Origin of the sequence: Caenispirillum salinarum (assembly GCF_044803115.1) — a bacterium.
Lineage (GTDB): Bacteria > Pseudomonadota > Alphaproteobacteria > Rhodospirillales > Rhodospirillaceae > Caenispirillum > Caenispirillum salinarum_A.
Map to the genome: position 1 here is coordinate 1,641,635 of NZ_CP085224.1, position 19,057 is coordinate 1,660,691.

Sequence of the window (19,057 nt, forward strand, 5' to 3'; positions counted from 1 at the left end):
CGCCGCCGCCCCCGGACACAATTGCCGGGGCGGAATCTCGTGCCGCCCGAAACCGTCCCGGGGCCGGACGCGCCCGAGGCCGCGGCGGGCAAGGCGGAGGCGGGCGCGGCGGCACGAATGAAAGAGTCAGTGGCGACAACGAGTCGCGTTCCTGTTCGCGTCTGGCGTGGGATGTGCGAGGGGGGCCGCATCCGGGCCGTGCCGGGATCATCGGTGGCAGTTGGCACGCTGTTTGAATAGGTCGGCGTCGGCAATCTCATGCCGCAGAAGGCGGCCCCGCCATACTCGGAACCGGAGTTAGAAGAGATGACCTCGTCCATTCTCACCAATGCCAGCGCGATGACCGCGCTGCGGGTGTTGAACTCGATCAACAAAGATCTTGCCACCACCCAGAACCGAATCTCGACCGGCCTGAAGGTCTCCAGCGCCAAGGACAACGCCTCCTTCTGGGCGGTGTCCAGCGTGATGAAGTCCGACGTCAACAGCTTCAAGGCCATCGGCGACAACCTGTCGCTGGCCGAGAACAGCCTGTCGGTGGCCCGCACGGGCGCCGAACAGATCACCAAGCTGATCGACACCATCAAGTCGAAGGCCACGGCCGCCCAGGAAGGCTCCATCGACAAGGGCGCCCTGCAGGCGGACATCGACGCCGCCCTGGACCAGATCAGCGAGATCACCAAGTCGGCCAACTTCAACGGCGTCAAGCTGCTGGAGACGACGTCGAAGGTGCGCCTGCTGTCGTCCATCGGCCGCGACGGGTCCAACGTGGATGCCAGCTACATCAGCTTCACGTCGCAGGACCTGACCTTCGCCCCGCGCGGCGGCCTGGAAAGCATCGCCGGCCTGTCGGTGCTCGACCGCGGCGACAGCCTGGTGTCGTCCAAGACGGACGGCGTGCCCGAGTACAACATGGGCGCGCTGAACAGCCAGACGTTCTTCATGGACGCCAACAAGTTCACGTTCGACACCGACAACACCGACAACGATTTCACGCTGACCTACAGCACCGGCACGGCGACCAGCGACACCAGCACCAGCGCCTTCGCCGACGTCAGCGACGGCAACGACCTGGCCTCGCAGCTGGCCGGCAGCGCCGACGTGGTGAACGCCACCTGGGACAACACCGAGGGCCTGACCGTCAAGCTCGCCAACGGCTATGACTTCAGCGCGCTGTCGGTGGCCACGGGTGCCGGCATCACGGCGCAGGTGGACGACACGGTCGTCTACACCGCCAAGGCCGGGCAGCAGGTCTCGTTCAACTACGTCGATGACGAAGGCGTCAACCGCACGCTGACCCACACGCTGGAGAACAACATCGTCTCCAGCGACGACGGCGCCCTGGCCCTGGTCGACGAGCTGAACGACAACAAGGACTTCGCCAACCTGTTCCGCATCAGCTACGACAACGGCGAGTTCAAGATCTCGGCCAAGGACCGCGAGACGGACGTCGAGCTGAAGGACTGGAGCGGCCCGATGTTCACCACGCCGGGTGACGTCGTGACCTTCGCGCCCAGCAGCTACGCCCTGGACACGGACAACACCGACAACGACTTCGTCCTGACGTACCGCGACCTCAGCGGGTCGCTTCAGACGAGCGCGGTGGCCGACGTGGACGCCACGGCCCTGAGCACAACGGCGACGGCGCTGGCCGGCACCAACTTCATCAAGAACGCATCCTGGGACAGCACCAACGGCCTGACCATGGCGCTGGAGGCCGGGTACGAGTTCGTCTCCATGCAGCCGACCGCCGCGGCGACCGCCGAAGGCGTGACCTTCGCCTCGGAGCCGACCTTCGAGGGGATGAGCGTCGTCGAGCGCAACGAGTTGTCCTTCCAGGACCAGCCGCTGCGCCTGGGCGAGGAGATCACCCTCAACTACACGGTCAACGGCACCCAGAAGGAGGTCGTGCTGCGCGTCACCGGCCAGGACACCGATACCGGCGCACGGCTGGACGACCAGTCCAACCCGAACCGGATCGAACTGGCCCTTGACGCCCGCGAGGTGACGCACGCCAGCACCACCGGCAGCAAGATCGTCGAGGAGATCGTCGCTGCGCTGCAGGGGGGCAACCTGCCCGGCTCGTTCGGGCTGAGCAACGACTCGGCGAGTGCGCCGTCCTTCGGGACGAACCTGTACTACACCAACAACAACAATACGATCACCTTCGAGACCGCCGGCACCGGCATCGACAGCCTGGACGTGACCGGACTGCCGATCACCGACTACGACCAGCTGCTCGACAACCTGGAAGAGGCCATGCAGGTGGCGACCGACGCCGCCGCCGCGCTGGGTTCGGCCCAGGGGCGCATTGAAATCCAGAAGGATTTCATCATGGAGCTGACCGACAACCTCGAAGAGGGCATCGGGACGCTGGTGGACGCCAACATGAACGAAGAGTCCGCCCGCCTCCAGGCCCTGCAGGTGCAGCAGCAGCTGGGCATCCAGTCGCTGTCTATCGCCAACCAGGCGCCCCAGGCCCTGCTTTCGCTCTTCCAGTAATCAAGGCGGAACAGGCCGCGAGAACAGCAAGGTCATACGCCGAATTCCGAGACCGGGGGGTGCGCCAGAAGGCGCGCCCCCTTCTCGCGTGTGGTGGACGGGGCAGGACGGCGGTGGTGCGGCCTGCGTGCGCGGTAAAATGGTGTGCGCTTCGTCGGCGAATTCGATATCTCTCTGATTTCATTGGGTTAACGTCTTGTTCACCTTTCCGGCCGCCGTGCAAAGGTGTTGCGGGTGGCGCGGTCGTATGGCTTAATTCGACGCTGACGGGTCACCAATAGGGGTGGCCTGGCCCACAGAAGTGGGCCGCGGAACAGCCAGAAGGAAATTCCGCCATGTCTTCGTCGATTCTCACCAATGCCTCTGCGATGACCGCTCTGCGTGTCCTGGAAAGCACCAACCAGGACCTCGCCAAGACGCAGAACCGCATCGCGACCGGCCTGAAGGTCGCCAACGCCAAGGACAACGCCTCGTTCTGGGCCGTGTCGACCACCATGAAGGCCGACGTGAACACCCTGAAGGCCATCGGCGACAACCTGTCGCTGGCCGACAACTCGCTGGGTGTGGCGCGTAACGGCGCCGAGCAGATCACCAAGCTGATCGACACCATCAAGTCCAAGACGACCGCCGCCCAGGAAGGCTCCATCGACAAGGCCGCCCTGCAGGAAGACATCTCCGCCGCCCTGGACCAGATCGCCGAGATCACCAAGTCGGCCAACTTCAACGGCGTCAAGCTGCTTGAGGAAGCCACCGACGTCAGCCTGCTGTCGTCCATCGGCCGTGAGGGCACGAACGTCGACGCCTCCTACATCTCCTTCCGCTCGCAGGACCTGTCGTTCGGCGCCGGCGGCGGCCTGGAGAGCATCGGCAGCCTGTCCGTGCTGGATCGCGGCGAATCCCTGCTGTCGTCCGACACCGACGGTGTCGCCGAGCAGGACATGGGTCCGCTGCAGGCGCAGTCCTGGTCCATCGATGCCGACAAGTTCACGTTCGACACCGACAACTCGGACAACGACTTCCAGCTGGTCTACAGCACCGGTGCGGCGACCTCCGACACCAGCGTGACCACCTTCGCCAACGCCACCGACGGCAACGACCTGGCCTCCATCATGGCGGCCTCGGCCGACGTCCTCAGCGCCAGCTGGGATGCCGAGACCGGCCTGTCGGTCAACATGGCGAACGGTTACGACTATTCGGCCATGACCGCCATCACGGGTGCCGGCATCACCGCCGCCCTGGACAACTCGACGGTCTACACCGCCAAGGCCGGCCAGGAACTGACCTTCAACTACACCGACGAAGACGGTGTGGCGCGTACCCTGACGCACACCCTCAGCCAGAACATCACGGCTGATCAGGAAGGTGCGCAGACCCTGGTGAACGAACTGAATGCGAACAGCGACTTCGCGGCGCTGTTCAACGTCCGGTACGACACCACCGACAGCGAACTGAAGATCAGCGCCAAGGATCGCGACACCAACGTGACCGTCACCGGCTGGGGTGGTGCGACGTTCAAGGATCCGGGCGAAGCCGTGAAGTTCGATGCGTCGACGTTCACCTTCGACTCCGACGCCTCGGACAACGACTTCACCCTGACGTACCGCGACGCCAGCGGCTCCACGCAGTCGACGGCCATTGCAAACGTGGACTCGGGCGACCTGGCCGCGGCGGCGACCACGATCCAGGGCCTGGACTACGTCAAGAGCGCGACGTGGGATTCCCAGAACGGTCTGACCATCGCGTTCGAGGCCGACTACAGCTTCGAGAACCTGACGGTTTCCGCTGCTGGTTCCGCCGCCATGGACAGCGGGACGCCGGATGCCACCGGCATCGCCGTCGAGCAGAAGCAGGAAATGTCCTTCCAGGATGCCCCGCTGCGTCTGGGTGAAGAAATCACCTTCAACTACAGCGTCAACGGCACCAACAAGGAAGTCGTGTTCCGCGTCACGGGCAACGACACCGCGACCGGTACCCGTCTGGACGAGCAGGACAACCCGAACCGGATCGTCCTGGCCCTCGACGCCCGCGAAGTGACCTTCTCCGGCACCACCGGCGAGAACATCGCGAGCGAGATCGAGACCGCCCTGCATCCGGACAACCTGCCGGCCTCCTTCGGTCTGACCAGCGGTGCGGCGGCTGCCGGCACGAACGTCAACTTCGCGGTCGACGGTGACACGATCACCCTGACCACGGCTGCCAACGGCTTCGACACCCTGAGCACGGCCACCACGCCGCGGACCGACTACGACGCGCTCCTCGACAACATCGAGGCGGCTCTGCAGACCGCGACCAACGCGGCCTCGCAGCTGGGTTCGGCCCAGGGTCGTATCGACATTCAGCAGGACTTCATCAGCGCCCTGACCGACAGCCTCGAAGAGGGTATCGGCACGCTGGTGGATGCCAACATGAATGAAGAATCGGCCCGTCTGCAGGCCCTGCAGGTCCAGCAGCAGCTGGGCATCCAGGCCCTGTCGATCGCCAACCAGGCCCCGCAGCAGCTCCTGTCGCTGTTCCGCTAAGGATCACGACGGCAGCGTCTACGGACAGCCTGTCCTTTGGAGGCCGCACCGCAAGGTGCGGCCTCTTTTTTCTTTCATTGCCCGGCTGGCGGGGGGCGAGGGGCAGATCGGCGGGCGTGGCAGTCCGGGCCCGCGACCGGCGTGGGTCCGAAGGGGCGCGCCGCACCTCCGTGGAGTCGGGAAGGGGCACGGGCGGGCCCCGCCGCACGACGCCGTATCGCCTTCCGGCCGTCCTGGTGCGGCAGGCTGTTGCTCGGCAAGAAGTGCCGGGTCGGTCATCCCTGCCGGTCAAAAACGGCCGGCACGCCCCACACAGGCCGCCGCCGGTTGTCCCGGGGCAGGGGCGGCGGCCCACCGGGTTCCGGCCAAAGGCGTTCGGTTCGTCGCCGCGGACGTGCGCGGGGCACCGCGACCGGCGAGTGCAGGGACCGTGTCTTCGCCCAGCGGCCGGTGCTCGAACGGACGGTTGAGCAGTGCCCGCCCCACCCCGTCGTGTGGCGTGATGACGGCACGCCGTTTGCACAGCTCTCGGCCAGGATGGACCGCCGCGCCGTCACGCCGCCGTTGCTCCGGTAAAGGACTTTTTAAGCCAACCGGTGTAAGACGGGAGACGGCCCTCCGCGGTCATCTGCGGAACAAGGAGTGAGTTCAATGAACGCTGGTGCTTATCAGTCCGCCGCCATGAAGCAGGGCGCCTATCAGACGGCCCAGAATGCGTCGGAAGATCCCCGCTCGCGCGAATACCGCCTGTTCATCCGCGTGACCGCGCAGTTGCAGCGGGCGCTGGACGAGCAGGACACCGGCCCGGTCCTGGGCCTCGCGCTGCACGAAAACCGCGTGCTGTGGAACGCCCTGATGGACGACCTCAGCCAGGAGGGCAACCAGATGCCCCGCGACCTGAAGGCGCAGCTGATCTCGCTGGGCATCTGGGTCAACCGGCACAGCTCCTCGGTCATGCGCGGCGACGCCACCGTCGGCCCGCTGATCGACGTCAACAAGATGATCATCACGGGTCTGGCGCAACAGGCCGACAACACTGACGCGCCCGAGCCGGTGGAGGCTGTCGGTGGCCTTAAAGCTTAACCTGAAGCCGGGCGAGAAGATCGTCATCAACGGCGCGGTCATCGTCAACGGAGACCGCAAGGCGTCGCTGGGCGTGAAGAACTTCGCCAACATCCTGCGCGAGTCCGACGTGATGCAGGAGGAAGAGGCGAACACGCCCACCAAGCGTGCGTACTTCGCGGCGCAGTTGATGCTGCTCGACCCCGAGCACCGCGCCGACTACGAGGCGCCGTTCCGGCGCTACATGAAGGACCTGATCGGCGCCTTCACCAACCGGGACATGCTGGACCTTCTGCAACTGGCGCTGGAACATCATGATGCCGGCGACTACTATAAGATTCTCGCCGTACTCCGAAAGGTGATATCGTACGAAGAGGTCCTGTTGCAGTCCATCGAGGCCCGGCCCCTGCCGCCGCTGGTGGACGTCATCGAGGAAGAGGACGCCGCCCGGCACAAGCGCGGCAGGCGCAGCAGCCCAGAAGGGGTGGAGGAGCGCGATGATCATCAGTAACCTCGTCGCCGGCCTGGGCGCGTCGTCGTTGACCGCCCACACGGTGCTGAACCGCGACATCGATCGCTACCGCGAGATCATGCGCGAGGACCCCGCGATCAAGCGGGAGACCGATTACATTCGGGAAAACATCGGCACCAAGGCCACCATCGACGGGGTGGCGGACGACTACCGGCTGTGGCAGTCCATCACCACGGCCTTCGGCCTGGAGGATCAGGCCTACGCCAAGGCCATGCTCAAGAAGGTCATCCGCGAGGGTGCGACCGACCGCGAGGCCATGGCCAACCAGATGGTCGACCCGCGCTACAAGGAAATGGCGTCCTTCTTCGAGTACGACAAGCTGGGCATGCTCAACGCCCAGAGCCCCAAGTGGGTGGACAAGCTGGTCGAGAAGTACGAGACGGCCCAGTTCGAGAAGGCGGTCGGCGAGAGCAACGAGAACCTGCGCCTTGCCATGTACTTCGAGCGCAAGGTGAAGTCCGTCAAAAGCTGGTACCAGATCCTGGGCGACAAGGCCATGTACCAGGTCGCGCTCAAGATGGGCGGCCTGCCGAAGGAATACGCCCAGGTCGACATCGACAAGCAGGCAGAGTACTTCAAGGACAAGATGCCGCTGGAAGACCTGAAGGACCCGAAAAAGCTGGAAAAGCTGCTTCAGTCCTTCCTGGCCCGCGCCGATGCCGAGGACAACTCGGCCATGGCCGATCCCACCGTGCAGATCATGCAGTCGGCCACCAACACCGGCTTCAGCCCCATCGTCACCATCGATCCAACACTGTTCCTGAAGCTTTGACGGCTGTCGGGGAGCGGGCCGCCAGGCCCGGTCCGGCTGCCCCGGTGGCGGCACCCGTCGGCCTGAGCCATTCCCGGAGTTCCCGCATCATGCATGTTCGCCTGTTCAAGCCCAGCGTCGGCCAGGAAGAGCTGGATGCCATCGCGGAGGTCTTCGACCGCGCCTGGCTCGGCCTCGGGCCCAAGGTCGCGGCGTTCGAACAGGCCTGGGCGGAGTACGTGGACGCTCCGGCGGCGCTTGGCGTCAACTCGGCCACGGCCGCCCTGCATCTGGCGGTGACGGCGCTGGACCTGCCGCCCGGCAGCAAGGTGCTCGTGCCGTCCATGACATTCGTCGCCAGCGCCCTGGCGGCGCTCTACAACGGGCTGGACGTGGTCTTCGTCGACTGCGACCCCGAGACGCTGCAGATGGACCTGGACGACCTGGAGCGCCGCATCACGCCCGAGACGCGCGCCGTCGTCGCCGTCCACTTCGGCGGCTATCCCGTCGACATGCCGCGCCTGATGGAGATCGCCGGGCGCCGCGGGCTCAAGGTGATCGAGGATTGCGCCCACTGCGCCGGCGGCCGGCTGGACGGCCGGGCGCTGGGCACCTGGGGCGACCTTGGCTGTTTCTCCTTCGAGGAAAAGAAGTGCATGACCACCGGCGACGGCGGCATGCTGGTCGCCCGCGATCCGGCCCTGGTGGAGCGCGTGCGGCCCAACCGCTGGCTCGGCATCGACAAGGATACCTGGAAGCGCCAGACGGGCTACACGGCCGAAGGGGCGGATGATGCCCGCCACTGGCACTACGAGGTCGCCGAGGCCGGCTACAAGTACAACATGAACGACCTTGCCGCCGCTATCGGCTTGGTGCAGCTGAAGAAGCTGCCGGCCATGAACGCGCGGCGCAGCACCTTGATCGCGCGCTATCTGGACGGCCTTGCCGATGTGCCCGGCGTGCGTCCGTTGCTGCCCTATCAGCCCGATGCCGGCCATGCCTACTGGATCTTCGGCGTGCGTGTCGACGCCGGCCGGCGCGACGACGTCATCCGCCACCTCAAGGCCCGCGACGTGGCGACCAGCGTCCACTACATGCCGCTGACCCTGCACCCGCTGTTCGCCGCCCACGCGGGCGCGACGCCGGTGGCGGAGTCTCTGTGGCACGAGATGATCACCCTGCCGCTGTTTCCGGACATGACGGACGATCAGGTGGATTACGTGGTGGATGCGCTCAAGGAGGCCGGTGCGGCGCGCGCGCCGGCCTGACCGCAGGATCGGCGGGGCGCGGTCGCCAGGCGCGGCCGGCGCTCCGCGCAGGATGTGAGACGGATCATGAAGGCAGTCATTCTCGCCGGCGGACGCGGCACCCGCATTTCCGAGGAAACGGTCGCGCGCCCCAAGCCCCTGGTGGAAATCGGCGACATGCCGATTTTGTGGCACATCCTCAAGATCTACTCGCACCACGGGATCAACGACTTCGTCATCTGCCTCGGCTACAAGGGGGCGATGATCAAGCAGTTCTTCCTGGAATACGCCTACCAGACGTCGGACCTGTCGGTGGACCTGGCGGAAAACGCCGTCAACTTCCACAGCCGCCGCGCCGAGCCGTGGAAGGTCACGCTGGTGGACACGGGACTGGACACGGCGACGGGCGGCCGCCTCAAGCGCATCCGGCCCTACGTGGCCGACGATGAGGCGTTTCTGATGACCTACGGCGACGGGCTTGCCGATGTGGACGTCACGGCCAGTCTCGCCCATCACCGGGCCATGGGCCTGCTGGCGACCATGACGGTGGTCCGGCCGCCGGCCCGCTTCGGTTCGGCGGCCATCAGCGGCGGGCGCGTGGAGCGTTTCATCGAGAAGCCGCAGGCCGAGGAAGGCCTCATCAACGGCGGCTTCTTCGTCATGAGCCCCAAGGCCCTGGACTACGTGGCCGACGACGCGACGTCGTGGGAATTCGGCAGTCTGCCGCGCATCGCGGCGGCCGGGCAGCTTGCCGCCTTCCAGCATGACGGCTTCTGGCAGCCCATGGATACCCTGCGCGAGAAGGACTACCTGCAGGGCCTGTTCGACCGCGGCGAGGCGCCGTGGATGGTCTGGCGCGGCACCAACGACGGCCCGGCCTGAGCAGCGGGGCGGCATCATGACCTTTGACATCCTGCGCGACGCCTTTTCCGGCCGCCGCATCCTGGTGACGGGCCATACGGGCTTCAAGGGCGCGTGGCTGTGCGAAATGCTCCTGGCGCTGGGCGCCCGGCCGCACGGCCTAGCCCTGCCGCCGCCGACCGATCCGGCCCTGCATGACGTGCTCGACCTGGGGCGCCGCATGACGGCGACCATCGGCGACATCCGCGATCCCGCCGTGGTCGCCGAGGCGTTCGAGACGGCGCGCCCCGAGGTCGTCTTCCACTTGGCGGCCCAGCCCATCGTGCGCGCCTCCTACGACGATCCGGCCGGCACCTATGCCGCCAACGTCATGGGCACCCTGTACGTCATGGAAGCCATGCGCCGCCACGGCACGCCCGCCGGCGTCATGATCACCACCGACAAGGTCTACCGCAATCCGGAGACGGGCGCGGCCTTCCGGGAAGGGGATGAACTGGGCGGCAAGGACCCCTACAGCGCCAGCAAGGCCTGCGCCGAACTGGTCATCCGGTCCCACCGCGAGGCCTTCTTCGCCCAGATGGATGCGGCCGGGAACGCGGGTCCGCTGGTCGCCAGCGTGCGCGCCGGCAACATCATCGGCGGCGGCGACTGGGCGGCCGACCGCATCGTGCCCGACTTCGCCCGCGCCGTGCTCGGCCGGGGCGAGGCGATCCGTGTGCGCAGCCCGCACGCCGTTCGGCCCTGGCAGCAGGTGATGGAGCCGCTGACCGGATACATGATGGTGGGCGCGCGCCTGCTGGCCGGCGACCGCGCCGTGGCGGACTCGTTCAACTTCGGCCCCGACGACACCGACGCCGTGCCTGTCGCCGACCTTCTGGAGCGCTGTCGCCACCGGGCGGGGCGGGGCGAGATCGACATCGCCCCCAGCACCGAAAAGCCCGAGGCGGGGCTGCTGCGGCTGGACAGCACGCGGGCGCGGTCCGTCCTGGGCTGGGCGCCGCGCTTCGACCTGGATGCCGCCGTGGCCGCCACCATCGACTGGTATGCCGCGTTCTATGGCGGCGGCGACGCGGCCGCCCTGACGCGCGACCAGATCACCGCCTACATGGCCGCATGGCGCACGACACCGCAGCGGGTGCCGGCGGCGGGAGGCCAGGCGTGAAGTTCCTCCAGACGCCCATTCCCGACCTTCTCGTGGCGGAGCCGGAGCCTCGCGGCGACGATCGGGGCTTCTTTGCCCGCGCCTTCTGCCGCGAGGAAGTGGCGGCCGCGGGCGTGGCGGACACGGCGGTGCTCCAGATCAACGACAGCTTTTCCGCCCGCAAGGGCACGCTGCGCGGCATGCACTATCAGCTTCCGCCCAGCGCCGAGACCAAGATGGTCCGCTGCATCCGCGGCGCGCTCTGGGACGTGGCGCTGGACCTGCGGCCCGCCAGCGCGACCTTCGGCCAGTGGCACGGCGTCGAACTGACGGCGGACAACCGGCGCATGCTGATCGTGCCGCGCGGCTTCGCCCACGGGTTCATGACGCTGACCGACGACACCGAAATGCTCTATTTCGTCACCGCCGCCTATGACCCCGAGCGCGAGCGCGGGGTGCGGTGGAACGACCCGCGGTTCGGCATCCGGTGGCCCATGGAGCCTGTCGTCATCTCCGAGAAGGACGCGGGGCAGCGGGACTTCGACCCGGACTGGCACCTGCCATGATCGTCCCGGCGGCCGAGGGCGGTGCGGCGTCCGTGCTCGTCTGGGGCGGGGCGGGGCACGCGAAGATGCTGCGCCCGACGCTGGCGCGCCTCGGCCATGCGGTCGTCGCCGTGGCGGAACGCGACCCGGCGCGCGGCGCGGCCCTGCCGTTTGCCGGCGCCCGGTGGCTGGACGGCGAGGACGCCGTGCGGACCTGGGCCGGCGAGGCGGGCGGGGCGCCGCGCGGGACCCGCTTCGTGCTGGCCATCGGCGGCCATAACGGAGCGGAGCGCTGCCGGCTGGCCGACGTTCTGGCCGGTCTGGGGCTGGCGCCGTTGACCCTGGTCCACGACCGGGCATGGGTGGCCGAGACCGCCGAGTTGGCCGAAGGCTGCCAGATCCTGCCCATGGCCGCGGTGGGCGAGGAGGCCGTGCTCGGCCGCCAGACCATCGTCAACACCAATGCGTCGGTGGATCACGAATGCCGCCTGGGCGCGGGCGTGCACATCATGCCGGGCGCCACGTTGGCCGGCTGCGTCACCGTCGGAGACCATGCCACCATCGGCAGCAACGCCACCGTCCTGCCCCGCGTGACCATCGGCGCCGGCTGCATGGTGGGCGCGGGCGCCGTCGTCACGCGCGACCTGCCGCCGGGCGTCACCGTGGTCGGCGCGCCGGCCCGCCCCCTGACCCGTTAACCAAGCTGACAGAGTATCCAGAAGGAGCGTCCCATGTCCCGTGAGCTGTCCGAGGCCGAGAAGGCCTTCGCCGCCGAAGTGAAAGGCAATGTCGAGGGCCTGGGCCGCGACCCCGTGATGAAGGACCTGACGGCGCAGTGGTTCCGCCGGTCGACGGACCACAAGTACAGCTACAACTTCCGCTGGATGGGCCGTCCTCTGATCCAGTATCCGCAGGACATGGTGGCCCTGCAGGAAATCGTCTGGGACACCCAGCCCGACATCATCCTGGAGACCGGCATTGCCCACGGCGGGTCGCTGATCTACAGCGCATCGCTGCTGCGGCTGCTGGGCGGCGACCACCGCAAGGTGATCGGCATCGACATCGAGATCCGCCCGCACAACCGCAAGGCCATCGAGGAGCACCCCATGGCGCCGATGATCGAGATGATCGAAGGCAGCGCTCTGGACCAGGCCGTGGTTGACCAGGCCACGGCCCTGATCCCCGAGGGCGCGCGCGTCATGGTCCTGCTGGACAGCAACCACACCCACGACCACGTTCTGGGCGAACTGCGCCTGTACGCGCCGTTGGTGACGCCGGGCTGCTACTGCGTGGTCTATGACACGGTGGTGGAGGACCTGCCGGCGGAGTTTTCGGACGACCGCCCGTGGGGGCCGGGCGACAACCCGAAGACGGCGGTCCATGCCTACCTCAAGGAGACCGACGCCTTCCAGATCGACCATGCGCTGGAAGACAAGATCCAGATCACGGTTGCGCCGGACGGTTGGCTCAAGCGCGTCCGCTAGTGCTTTTTCCCATCAGGCGCGATCGCGCCTGTTGAGCGGTGTGCGCGCTTCGGCGCGCGCCTTCGGCTCCAAGCGCCACTGAGGCCCGCGCGCCGTACCGGCGCGGGGGTCGCGCGCTTACAGGCCGATCGCCGAGAAATCGACGTTCGGATGATAGCGGGTGAGGCCGCGGATTTTCTCCTTCTCCGCCTCGGTGAAGAAGGACGCGCCGCGGCCCGCCACGCCCTTGTTGAGCCGCGTGTCGCCGGCTTTGGTGACCGCGTTGACGGCCTGCGCGACCATGGCGCCGTCGGCGTTGATGCCCCAGAAGCGGCACAGGTCCTTCAGCGCCGCTTCCGGCTTTTCGATCAGGGTTTCGTAGGTCAGCCACGTCACCCGCAGTTCCTTGCGCACGGTGACGCGCCACCAGCTGGCATAGAACGTGACGTACCATGGCGCGACCATGTCGACGATGCAGGCGCGGCGGTCGTCGGCCGAAAGCCCGGGCCAGTGCCGCAGGAAGCTTTCGATGAACAGGCCGTTGTCGTAGTAGTCGTGCAGGCTGACCAGCGTGTCGAACAGGTTGCGGACCAGGATCACCGGGGTGATCCCGAAGCCCTGCATCAGGTGGACGTTGGCCTCAGTCGCCCGGCAGTGCTGCTGGACCACGGCGTTGGTCTCCGCATAGGTCCGCAGGTAGGGCAGGTAGAGGTCCTGTTCGTTCTGGCCGAAGGTGTAGCAGAGCGGAATGTGCGGCAGTCCGGTCAGCGTCGACAGCAGCGACAGCAGGTAGGTCGACCCGCTTTTCGGAAAGCAGGATACGAACAGCTTCCGGCCCAGCGCGCCCGGCTCCATGAGCGGCATGAAGTCCGACAGGCCCGCCCTGGTGTCCGAAGCCGCCAGCGTCGGCGACATGTTGGCCCGCATGGTCGGATTGTCGGGCGCGAGCTGGACCAGAAGCCGCGCGATGCCTCCGCGGACCGGATCGGTGAAGCTCGTCGTGCGGTTGACCTCGGTCTGCAAGTCCAGCAGGGCGGCGAGCAGGTCGCGCTTCAGGCCGTCAAGCTGCTGCTGGCGCCGGCCTTCCAGGGCATGCACTTCCGACACGGCCGCGGCCAACAGGCGCATCCGCTCGGCCGGCGGGCTGGACGGGCCCGCCGTCGTGGCCACGACCGCCAGGGCCTCGGACAGCGCGCGCCGCGCGGCGGTCGCCTCGGGGTCGGTGGAGACGCAGCGGTCGAGCAGGGGCAGGGCGCGTAGGGGCTCGCCCTTGTCCAGCAGGATGCGGCCGGCGAGGGACAGCGCCTGCGGATCGGCGTCCGGCTTGTCCACCTCCGGCCGCAATTCGGCTAGCGCATCCTGCGGCCTTCCGGCGGCCGCGAGGTCATGCGCGCGATCCAGGGGCGGTTTGGCGGCGGAAGTCTCGTCGGTAGGCATGGTCGGTTTCCCAGGGATGGTCTCGGCCTTCAGCCCGCGGGGGCCATGGCGGCGGCGGGCGCTTTGGATGGGCTGGCGTCCTCGAACAGATCGATGGCCTTGTGGCGTCCGTCGCAGGCGTTCTTCCACATTTCGCGGTAGGCGGCCTCGAGGTTGCGGGTGAAGCGGGCGCCGTCGCAGATCGCCGACCGCAGCAACTCGTCGCGCAGCGTGCCGCGCACCGCCCGCAGGCGCTCCAGGTCGCCGGCCATCAGGACCGCCTTGCGGACGTACTCCGGGATGCTCCACCCGATCCACTCGGGGTGCCCGACGGTGTCGACCATCGCGGCGCCAAGCCGCCCGACCGGCGGCCTGTCGGCGATCGCCAGGACGGGCACGCCCATGTACATGGACTCGCAGGTGGTGGTGCCGGATGCGTGCGGGAAGGTGTCCAGCACGATGTCCACCTCGCCGTAGAAGCCCCAGTAGTCGCCGCTGTTGAGCACGTCCACCCGGTCCATGGGCGCGCCGGCCTCCGCCAGCCGGTTGCGCATGTAGTCGGCGCACCAGGTATCGCCGTAGTCGGGGTGGTCAAGCCGCAGCCGCGCCCCCGGCGTCCGGTTGAGGATGTCGGCCCAGCTTTGCAGCACCCGCGGGTTCAGCCGGATCAGGCGAGAGGCATTGCCGAAGGTGACATGCCCCTTGGCGTCCGCCGGCAGCGGAGAAATGGCCTCCGGCGCCTTGGGCGAGGGCGTGTAGCAGGCCAGGTAGTGCGGCAGGCGCACCAGGTGCTCCGAGAACACATGGGCGGATTCCGGCGGCGACGTGATGTGGTCGCCGATGAAGTAGTCCACGCCCGGCACGGCTGTGGTGTAGAGGTACCCCAGCCAGGTGGCGCTCGCCGGGGCGGGGCGGTAGGGGAAGACGTTGAGCCGGTTGTTGGACGTGTGGCCGGCCAGGTCGACCAGGATGTCCACGTTGTCGGCCCGGATGCGGGCGGCCACGTCCTCGTCCTTCACCCGCGTCGTCAGGAACCAGCCGTCGACCGTGTCCTGCACGTACTGGGTGTCCTTGTCACCCAGCCGCAGTTCGGCATAGGCGTAGATCTCGACGGCGTCACGGTCGTGGTGCTCCAGGAACGGCTTGATGAAGTTGATCATGGAGTGGCTGCGGAAGTCCGGCGACATATACCCGATCCGCAGCCTGTCTCGCCGGTGCTCGGCCGGAATGATGGCGGGCCGCACGTCCGCCAGGGTCACGACATCCTTGTAGGTCTGGTAGTGGCGGAACAGGTCCTCGGCCGTCAGGTCGGGGTCGTAGTTTGCTCCGAAGGCATAGGTCGACCAGGGGTTCAGGTGGCGGCGCTTGTCCTCTTCGATCTTCTCGAAGACGCGGCGCATGGAGGCGTGATCGCCAAGCCCGCCGAAAAAGGCGGCCAGGCTGACCATCGGCACAAGGACGGCGCCGTGGTCCTTGTGGTTGGCCACGCCCTCGACCACCCAGTCGGGAACGCGGCCCTCGCGCAGCACCGTCTCGACGGTTTTTTCCGGCGGTTCGGGAAGGGCGTCGTCGCCGAAGGTGGCGCGCAGGAACATGGTCAGCGACTCGGAAACCTTCTTGGCGGCGCGCAGCGCGTTGCCGGCCTCGAAGCAGAACGACTGCTTTTCCTCGGTGTGCTCGATGCCGGCGATGAAGGCATCCGCGCCCTCCTGATACTGGCCGCTGGACACGCAGGCCCGGCCCAGCCGCATGTAGGCCTTGTCCTTGGTCGGGTCGATCTCGATGGCTTCGCGCGCCGCATCGATGGCTGCGATGTACTGGCCGCGCTCGATCAGCGCGTGGGCGATGCCGATGAGCAGGTCGGGACTTTCCGGATGCTGGGCCAGCGCGCCGCGCATGACCTTCTCGGCGTCGCCGGGGCGGTTGCGCCGGATCAGGAACTCGCCGGCGCGGCAGGCCGCCGTCACGCCGTCCGACCCGTAGGACACGGCGCCGATCAGAAGCTTTTCGGCCAGCGCGAAGTCTTCCTTCTTCTCGGCCATGTAGGCGGCGTTGACCCAGCCTTCCGCCAGGTTCGGCTCGACCTCGGTCGCCTTGAGGAAATTATCCAGCGCGGCGTCGTCCCGCTCGGCGTCCTTCAGCAGCGTGCCGATGTTGTTGTAGGTGCGGCCGTTGCGCGGGTTGATTTCCAGCGCGCGCGTGTAGAGACGGATGGCCGCCGAGGGATCGCCGGTCTCGTCCATGGCCTTGGCCAGATTGAAGGCCGCCCCCTCGTGATCCGGCGACAGCTCGAGAACGGTAGTCAGCGGCGAGACCGCTTCGTCGTATCGCTGCGTCTTGACCAGCATCAGGCCCAGTGCGAACCAGGCGGTGACGAAGCCTGGGGCGGCCTGCACTGCCTGGCGCAGCCGCGCTTCCGCGCCCTTCAGGTCACCAAGGTTGAACAGCACCTCGCCCAGCAGGTGAAGCAGCTGCGGCGGCGGCGCGGCCGTGGCGACCGCCGGCTCCAGCAGGGCTCTCGCTCCGGCCAGGTCGCCCGCCTTCAGGGCGGCGTTCAGCTTCTGGCCGAAGGCCGCGCCGGATGGGGCGCCGGCACCGGGGGTCTTGCCGTTCTTGCCTGTCATGCATCGTCTCCATGAGGGTGCGGCGATCCTAAAGCCCTTGCGTAAAGCGAGGGTTAACACTTGTGGGGTAGGGTTGCTGCCGCGCCGGCGACCCATGCGCCGGCCGTGCCTGTCGTTCCTCCGGTTGATGGACCCGCCCCGCATGCCGATCTTCCGCTGCCAGCCCGTCCGTTCCGCCGATGCCGGATCCGGTGCCGCGGCCCGCCCCTCGGCCGTGGCGCTCGATGCCGCGGCGCGCCGACAGGTCGATGCGGCCTTGGCGCATGCCCGCGCCGGCCGTCATAAAGAGGCCGCCGAGACGCTGGTGGGCGTTCTGCGGCGCGACAACCGGATGGTGGACGTCTGGCGGGCGCTCGCGCCGGTGCTGGAGACGCTTGGACGGGGGCGCGACGCCCTGGTGGCGTGGGAAAATGTTGCCGCCCTGGCCCCGGCCGATGCCGCCGCCTGGCTCAAGCTTTCCGTCGGCTACCGCGGCATGGAGCAGCTCGACGCCGCCTTGCGGGCCGCCCGCAAGGCCGAAGCGGCCGGGGGCGGCGTGCCGGCGCATCAGGCGGCCGGTCTTGCGCTCGTCATGGCGGGACGGCCGGCCGAGGCGGCGGAGGCATTCCGCGCCGGCTTCGAGGCGGCACCCACCAATGCGGCGCTTCTGCTCAACTGGCTGAACAGCCTGGTTGAGGTGCGCGCCTTCGCCGAGGCCGAGCGGGCGCTGGAGGCCAATGCCGCCGTTGCCGAGGGCGATCCGGCCATCGACTATGTGGCGGGCGTCATCTATCGCCATCGGGGCCGCCTGCGGGAAGCGGCCCAGGCCTACCTGCGCGCCATGGCGGCAGCGCTGGAGGCGGACGCTGCCGTGGTGCGCGAGGGCCTGACACCGGACGGAACCCTGTCATCGGCCTGCCGCGCCCTGCTCGAAGGCGCGCCGGTGGCGCAGGTGACGGCGCCGGCCTTCAGCGAACTGGCCGCCGTGCTGGCGGTGTTCGGGGCCTTCGACGATGCCATGATGCTGACCGGCCGGGCCGCCGCGGCGTCGGCGAGCACGGCCAGGAAGAACAGCGAGCTGTTCATCGTCAATTATCATCCGGACCTGACGGCCGAGGAAATCCGCGCCGTCTATGCCGCCTTCGACGCCCGCACGCCTGCGCCCGCCAGCCCGCCGGTCGTTCCGGCCGAGCGGCGGACGGCCGACCGGCCGCTGCGCGTCGGTTACGTCTCTCCCGACTTCCGCGGCCATTCCTGCGCCCAGTTCATCGAACCCGTCGTGCACGCGCACGATCCCGTCGCGGTGGAGGCGGTCGCCTATGCCGAACTCTCGGCCCCCGACGAGGCAACCGACCGCATCCGCCCCGCCTTCTCGCAATGGCGCGACACGCTCGGCGTCTCGGATGCGGGGTTCGGCGACATGGTGCGGGAGGATCGCATCGACATCCTGGTCGACCTGGCCGGCCATACGACGGGGAACCGCCTCCAGGCCATAGCGCGCAAACCCGCGCCCGTGCAGGCGTCGTGGATCGGATACTGCTACACCACCGGATTGTCGGCCATCGACTACTACATCGGGGACACGGTGTCGTCGCCCGTCGGCTGCGAGCACCTGTTCAGCGAGGCCGTCGCCCGCCTGCCCTTCGTGCTGGGGTGCTACCGCCCGCCGCCGGGGACGCCCGACGTGGTGCCGACGCCGGCCCGCCAGGCGGGGCATGTCACCTTCGGCTGCCTGTCCCGCGCGATCCGCGTCAACGACCGGGTGATCGCCGCCTGGGCGGAGATCCTCCACCAGGTTCCCGGCAGCCGGCTGGTGCTGAACAGCCGCCATTTCGGCGACGCCTTCCTGCGCGACCTGACGATCCGGCGCTTTGCCGAGCACGGCATCGCCGCCGAGCGGCTGGACATCGGCTTCACCCGCGGGGCCTGGGCGCTCTACAACCAGATCGACATCCTGCTCGACTGCTTCCCCCACAACTCCGGCACCACCACGTTCGAGGCCTTCTGGATGGGCGTGCCGGTGGTGACGGTCACCGATCGCCCGTCGGTGGGGCGCCTGGGGGCCGCGGTGGCGAACACCGTCGGCCATCCCGAGCTGGCCGGCTACAGCGTGCGCGAATACATCGCCATTGCCGCGCGGCTGGCGAAGGACGTGGATGCCCTGGATGCCCTGCGGCAGTCGTTGCGCCCGGCCATCGCGGCGTCACCCATCATGGATGCCGCCCGCTTCACCCGCACGCTGGAGGCGGCCTACCGCGGCATGTGGAGCCGCTATCTCTCGGGCCGGCCCGCGCGCAGCTTCGCGGTTGCCGAACCCTGAGCCGAGGCGTCCGGCGCCGCGCCGGCGCAGTCAGTCAATGAAAAAGGGGCCCCGGCGTTCGGCCGGGGCCCCTTGCGCGTGTGGGGCCGGGCCCCGCC

At 68.1% G+C, this 19,057-nt stretch carries 14 protein-coding genes; 12 read left to right on the top strand and 2 right to left on the bottom strand.

Features of this window, described 5'->3' with window-relative positions; translation table 11 throughout:
* The first annotated feature begins 306 nt into the window (after positions 1-306).
* From LG334_RS07410 to LG334_RS07460, 11 genes are all read left to right on the top strand, one after another.
* Positions 307-2,499: a flagellin gene (locus LG334_RS07410; protein ID WP_404384778.1), complete on the top strand. Its 2,193-nt coding sequence runs from the start codon at positions 307-309 to the stop codon at positions 2,497-2,499.
* A 335-nt stretch (positions 2,500-2,834) separates the two neighbouring features.
* On the top strand, positions 2,835-5,018 hold the full coding sequence (locus LG334_RS07415; protein WP_404384780.1) for a flagellin: 2,184 nt from the start codon (positions 2,835-2,837) through the stop codon (positions 5,016-5,018).
* Positions 5,019-5,669: 651 nt separating this feature from the next.
* Positions 5,670-6,101, top strand: coding sequence for a flagellar biosynthesis regulator FlaF (flaF, locus tag LG334_RS07420; protein ID WP_404384782.1), 432 nt, complete (start codon positions 5,670-5,672; stop codon positions 6,099-6,101).
* Entirely contained in the window at positions 6,085-6,591 is a 507-nt protein-coding gene (flbT, locus tag LG334_RS07425; RefSeq protein ID WP_404384784.1) for a flagellar biosynthesis repressor FlbT, read from the top strand. Before flaF ends, flbT begins: the two co-directional genes overlap by 17 nt.
* Positions 6,578-7,384, top strand: a complete 807-nt coding sequence (locus LG334_RS07430; protein WP_404384786.1) for a DUF1217 domain-containing protein — start codon at positions 6,578-6,580, stop codon at positions 7,382-7,384. Before flbT ends, LG334_RS07430 begins: the two co-directional genes overlap by 14 nt.
* Positions 7,385-7,473: 89 nt before the next feature.
* Entirely contained in the window at positions 7,474-8,631 is a 1,158-nt protein-coding gene (locus LG334_RS07435; RefSeq protein ID WP_404384788.1) for a DegT/DnrJ/EryC1/StrS family aminotransferase, read from the top strand.
* Between the two features lie 66 nt (positions 8,632-8,697).
* On the top strand, positions 8,698-9,492 hold the full coding sequence (gene rfbF / locus LG334_RS07440) for a glucose-1-phosphate cytidylyltransferase (RefSeq protein ID WP_404384790.1): 795 nt from the start codon (positions 8,698-8,700) through the stop codon (positions 9,490-9,492).
* Between the two features lie 16 nt (positions 9,493-9,508).
* The gene (rfbG, locus tag LG334_RS07445; RefSeq protein ID WP_404384792.1) at positions 9,509-10,633 is read left to right on the top strand and encodes a CDP-glucose 4,6-dehydratase; all 1,125 of its coding nucleotides are present in this window, start codon (positions 9,509-9,511) and stop codon (positions 10,631-10,633) included.
* Complete coding sequence (gene rfbC, locus LG334_RS07450) at positions 10,630-11,178, top strand: dTDP-4-dehydrorhamnose 3,5-epimerase (protein WP_404384794.1); 549 nt, start codon at positions 10,630-10,632, stop codon at positions 11,176-11,178. Before rfbG ends, rfbC begins: the two co-directional genes overlap by 4 nt.
* A complete protein-coding gene (locus tag LG334_RS07455; protein ID WP_404384796.1) occupies positions 11,175-11,855 on the top strand; it encodes an acetyltransferase in 681 nt (226 codons plus the stop codon). The genes rfbC and LG334_RS07455 overlap by 4 nt, the downstream gene beginning before the upstream one ends.
* A gap of 33 nt (positions 11,856-11,888) precedes the next feature.
* The gene (locus LG334_RS07460; protein ID WP_404384798.1) at positions 11,889-12,641 is read left to right on the top strand and encodes a cephalosporin hydroxylase family protein; all 753 of its coding nucleotides are present in this window, start codon (positions 11,889-11,891) and stop codon (positions 12,639-12,641) included.
* A 117-nt stretch (positions 12,642-12,758) separates the two neighbouring features.
* Here the strand turns inward: LG334_RS07460 and LG334_RS07465 are convergent, their stop codons facing one another.
* Both LG334_RS07465 and LG334_RS07470 read right to left on the bottom strand, forming a co-directional pair.
* Positions 12,759-14,057: a tetratricopeptide repeat protein gene (locus LG334_RS07465; protein ID WP_404384800.1), complete on the bottom strand. Its 1,299-nt coding sequence runs from the start codon at positions 14,055-14,057 to the stop codon at positions 12,759-12,761.
* 29 nt (positions 14,058-14,086) lie between these two features.
* Positions 14,087-16,660: a tetratricopeptide repeat protein gene (locus LG334_RS07470; RefSeq protein ID WP_404384802.1), complete on the bottom strand. Its 2,574-nt coding sequence runs from the start codon at positions 16,658-16,660 to the stop codon at positions 14,087-14,089.
* Between the two features lie 142 nt (positions 16,661-16,802).
* On the opposite strand from LG334_RS07470, the gene LG334_RS07475 reads away from it, so the two are divergent.
* The gene (locus tag LG334_RS07475; RefSeq protein WP_404384804.1) at positions 16,803-18,959 is read left to right on the top strand and encodes a hypothetical protein; all 2,157 of its coding nucleotides are present in this window, start codon (positions 16,803-16,805) and stop codon (positions 18,957-18,959) included.
* The last annotated feature ends 98 nt before the right edge of the window (positions 18,960-19,057 follow it).